Origin of the sequence: Leisingera sp. (assembly GCF_034669605.1) — a bacterium.
Classification (GTDB): Bacteria; Pseudomonadota; Alphaproteobacteria; order Rhodobacterales; family Rhodobacteraceae; genus Leisingera.
Genome location: NZ_JAXMOX010000310.1, coordinates 1 through 3,750, shown reverse-complemented (window position 1 = coordinate 3,750; position 3,750 = coordinate 1). Strand labels below are relative to the sequence as shown.

General features: G+C 71.4%; 3 protein-coding genes. All 3 read left to right on the top strand.

Annotated elements, in window-relative coordinates; all coding sequences use genetic code 11:
- On the top strand, positions 1–566 hold a 566-nt coding region (locus VOI29_RS23330; RefSeq protein WP_323784137.1), incomplete at its 5' end, for a MoxR family ATPase.
- Entirely contained in the window at positions 563–1,456 is an 894-nt protein-coding gene (locus VOI29_RS23325) for a DUF58 domain-containing protein (RefSeq protein WP_323784135.1), read from the top strand. The genes VOI29_RS23330 and VOI29_RS23325, both read left to right, overlap by 4 nt.
- The coding region (locus tag VOI29_RS23320; protein ID WP_323784133.1) for a BatA domain-containing protein at positions 1,453–3,750 on the top strand (2,298 nt) is incomplete at its 3' end. The genes VOI29_RS23325 and VOI29_RS23320, both read left to right, overlap by 4 nt.

Sequence of the window (3,750 nt, the reverse complement as noted above, 5' to 3'; positions counted from 1 at the left end):
GGCCCTTGGGGGCGCCTTTCCACGTGCTGGCGACCCAGAACCCGATCGAGCAGGAAGGCACCTATCCGCTGCCGGAGGCGCAGCTGGACCGGTTCCTGCTGCAGATCGATGTGAATTATCCCGACCGCGCGACCGAGCGGGATATCCTGCTGGCCACCACCGGGGCCGAGGAAGCCGAGGCCTATCAGGTGTTTACCGCTGCCGATCTGATTGCGGCGCAGACCCTGTTGCGGCGGATGCCGGTGGGGGAATCGGTGGTGGAGATGATCCTGGATCTGGTGCGCGCCTTCCGCCCCGAAGAACCCGGCGTGTCCGACCATGTGGCGCAGACGGTGGCCTGGGGGCCGGGACCGCGCGCCGCACAGGCGCTGATGCTGGCGGTCCGGGCACGGGCGCTGCTGCAGGGGCGGCTGGCGCCCAATGCCGAGGACGTGCTGGACATGGCGCAGCCGGTGCTGAGCCACCGGATGCAGCTGAACTTTGCGGCGCGGGCGCGCGGTGACAACCTGGCCGCCCTGATCGCGGAAACCGCAGCGGATCTGGCCCGGAGCGGGGCCGCCGCGTGACCAGGCCCGCAACCTCTCAGGCTGCAACCGGATTGCGGCACCGGGCCGAGGCCGCGGCCAGCGCCCTGCCGCCCCTGCTGGTGCAGGCGCGGCATCTGGCCGGGTCCGTCCTGATGGGCGAGCATGGCCGCCGCCGCGCGGGCACCGGGGATGATTTCTGGCAGTACCGGCCGGCGCAGGCCGGCGACAGCCGCCGGATGATCGACCACCGGCGTTCGGCGATGGGCGATGTGCAATATGTGCGCGAGCGGGAATGGCAGATTTCCCAGACGGTGCATCTGTGGGTCGATACCGGCGCCTCGATGCGGTTTGCCTCGACGGCGAAACTGCCGCAGAAGATCGACCGCGCCCGGTTGCTGGCGCTGGCGGCCTCGGTGCTGATGGTGCAGGGCGGCGAGCGGGTCGGGCTGACCGGCGGCAGCCTGCCGCCCCGGCGCGGCAATGTGCAGATCCTGCGGCTGGCCGAAGCGCTTTCGGACGACGCCGAGCAGGATTACGCGCCGCCCAACGACCGGGCGCTGATCCCGCATGCCCGCGCGTTGTTCATATCGGACTTCCTGGGGCCGTCCGCGCCGATGGAACAGGCGCTGTCCAAGGCCGCCGCGCGCGGCGTACGCGGGGTGCTGTTGCAGGTGCTGGACCCGGCAGAGGAAGCTTTTCCGTTCTCGGGGCGCACCCTGTTTCAGAGCATCAATGGCGGTGTCACACATGAAACATTGAAGGCCTCGGCGCTGCAGGACCGCTATCTGGACCGGCTGGCAGAGCGCCGCACCGTGCTGGAGCGCCTGTGCCGCGAGGCCGGCTGGCGGTTCGGCCAGCATCACACGGGCGACACGGCGCAGAATGCGCTGATGTGGCTCTATCACGCGTTGGAGCGGACCGCGCCATGACAATGATTGCAGGCATCGGCTTTACCGCGCCCTGGCTGTTGCTGGGGCTGTTGGCCTTGCCGGTGCTGTGGCTGCTGCTGCGGGCGGTGCCGCCGGCGCCGAAACGGCAGCCGTTTCCGGCGGTGACGCTGCTGCTGGGCCTGAAGGACGACGAAAGCCTGTCCGACCGCACGCCGTGGTGGCTGTTGCTGCTCAGGATGCTGGCGGTGGCGGCGGCGGTCATCGGGCTGGCGGGGCCGGTGCTGAACCCCTCGGCCGAAGAACCCGGCGGCCGCGGGCCGCTGCTGATCGTGATGGATGCCAGCTGGGGCGGGGCTGCGGGCTGGGCGCGGACCAGTGCCCAGGCCGCGGCGCAGCTGGAGGAGGCGGGCCGCGCCGGACGCCCGGTGGCGGTGCTGCGGCTGAGCGCGCCGGAAGTGTTGCAATTCCGCGCTGCCAGCGACTGGCAGCGGCAGCTGGCCGGGCTGGCGCCCCTGCCCTGGCAGCCGGGACCGGATCAGCTGCAGCAGGCCCTGGCTGCGATCAGCGGGGCTGAGGGCGGGTTTGACACCATCTGGTTCAGCGACGGGCTGGCGTATCCGGGCCGCAGCGGGCTGATCGAAGCCCTGAGCCGCCGCGGCGGCATCGAAGTTTATGAGCAGCCGCTGCCGGTGCTGGGGCTGCTTCCCGCCAGCTATTCCGGCGGCGCGATCAAACTGACGGTGCAGCGCAGCCGCGGCGGGCCGGCCCAGGAGATTTCGGTGGTCGCGCAGGGCAAGGATCCGGGCGGCACCGCCCGCAGCCTGGCGGCGCTGCCGCTGCGGTTTGCGGATGGCGCCCGCAGCGCCACCGCCGAGCTGTCGCTGCCGGCCGAGCTGCGCGCGCGGCTGTCGCGGTTCGAAATCCGCGATGTGAAATCCGCAGGCGCGGTGGCGCTGACCGATGACAGCTTGCGCCGCCGCGAGGTGGCGCTGGTCTCCTCAGCCAGCGAGGATGAGGCGCTGGCGCTGCTGTCGCCGCTGCATTACCTGCGCCAGGCGCTGGCGCCCTCGGCCGAGCTGCTGGAGGGGGGGCTGGCGGATCTGCTGCCTGCGAACCCGGATGTGATTGTGCTGGCGGATGTGGCGCGGCTGGCGCCAGCGCAGGAAGAGGCGGTGATCCAATGGGTGGAAAACGGCGGTCTTTTGTTGCGCTTTGCCGGGCCGCGGCTGGCCGCCAGCGACACGGCCCGCAGCGGCGAGGAACCCCTGATGCCGGTGCGGCTGCGCATTGGCGGCCGCAGCATTGGCGGCGCGATGAGCTGGGGCGAACCGAAGACACTGGCGCCGTTTGCCGAAACCTCGCCGTTTTACGGGCTGGAGGTGCCGGGCGAGGTCTCGGTCAGCTCGCAGGTGGTGGCGCAGCCCGATCCGCAACTGGCGGACCGGGTGATTGCCGAATTGGGTGACGGCACCCCGCTGGTCACCCGCAAGACGCTGGGCCAGGGCCAGGTGGTGCTGTTTCACGTGACCGCCAATGCGGAATGGAGCAGCCTGCCGCTGTCCGGCCTGTTTGTGTCGATGCTGGAGCGGCTGGCGGTGTCCTCCTCTGCCGCCGCGCCCAAGGCCGAGGACCTGGAGGGCACCACCTGGACCCCGGTTGAAGTGCTGGACGGCTTTGGCCGGCTGGAAGCGGCGGAAACGCTGCCGGGCGTCAAAGGCCCGGATCTGGTGGCGGCGCCCGCCGGACCGGAGCTGCGCCCCGGCGTTTATGACGGCGGGCGCCGGATGCTGGCCCGCAACGTGCTGCGCCCGGGCGATGAGCTGCAGGCGGCGCGCTGGCCTGCCTCGGTTGCGGTCAGCAGCTATGACACGCCGCAGGAGCTGCCGCTGGGCGGCGCGCTGCTGACGCTGGCGCTGCTGCTGCTGGCGGCGGATGTGCTGGGCACGCTGGCGCTCTCCGGCCTGCTGGGCCGGGCCCGGACTGCGGCGCTGGCGGCGGCGCTGGCGCTGGCGGCATCCGCCGCGCCGCAGCCGCTGCGGGCGCAGGACGCTCCGGCGCCTGAGGATTTCAGGGCAGCGGAGCTGGCCTCGGAACTCGTGCTTGCGCATGTGCTGACCGGCGAGCGGGAGGTGGATCGCATTGCGGCGGCCGGCCTGCGCGGATTGTCCGAGACGCTGTTCTTCCGCACCTCGGTCGAGCCTGCCGCCCCGGCGGGCGTCGATCTGGAGCGCGATGAGCTGGTGTTTTATCCGCTTCTGTACTGGCCGGTGACGCGGGATCAGCCGCTGCCCTCCTCCGCGGCTTACCGCAAGCTGAACGCATATCTGCGCGCG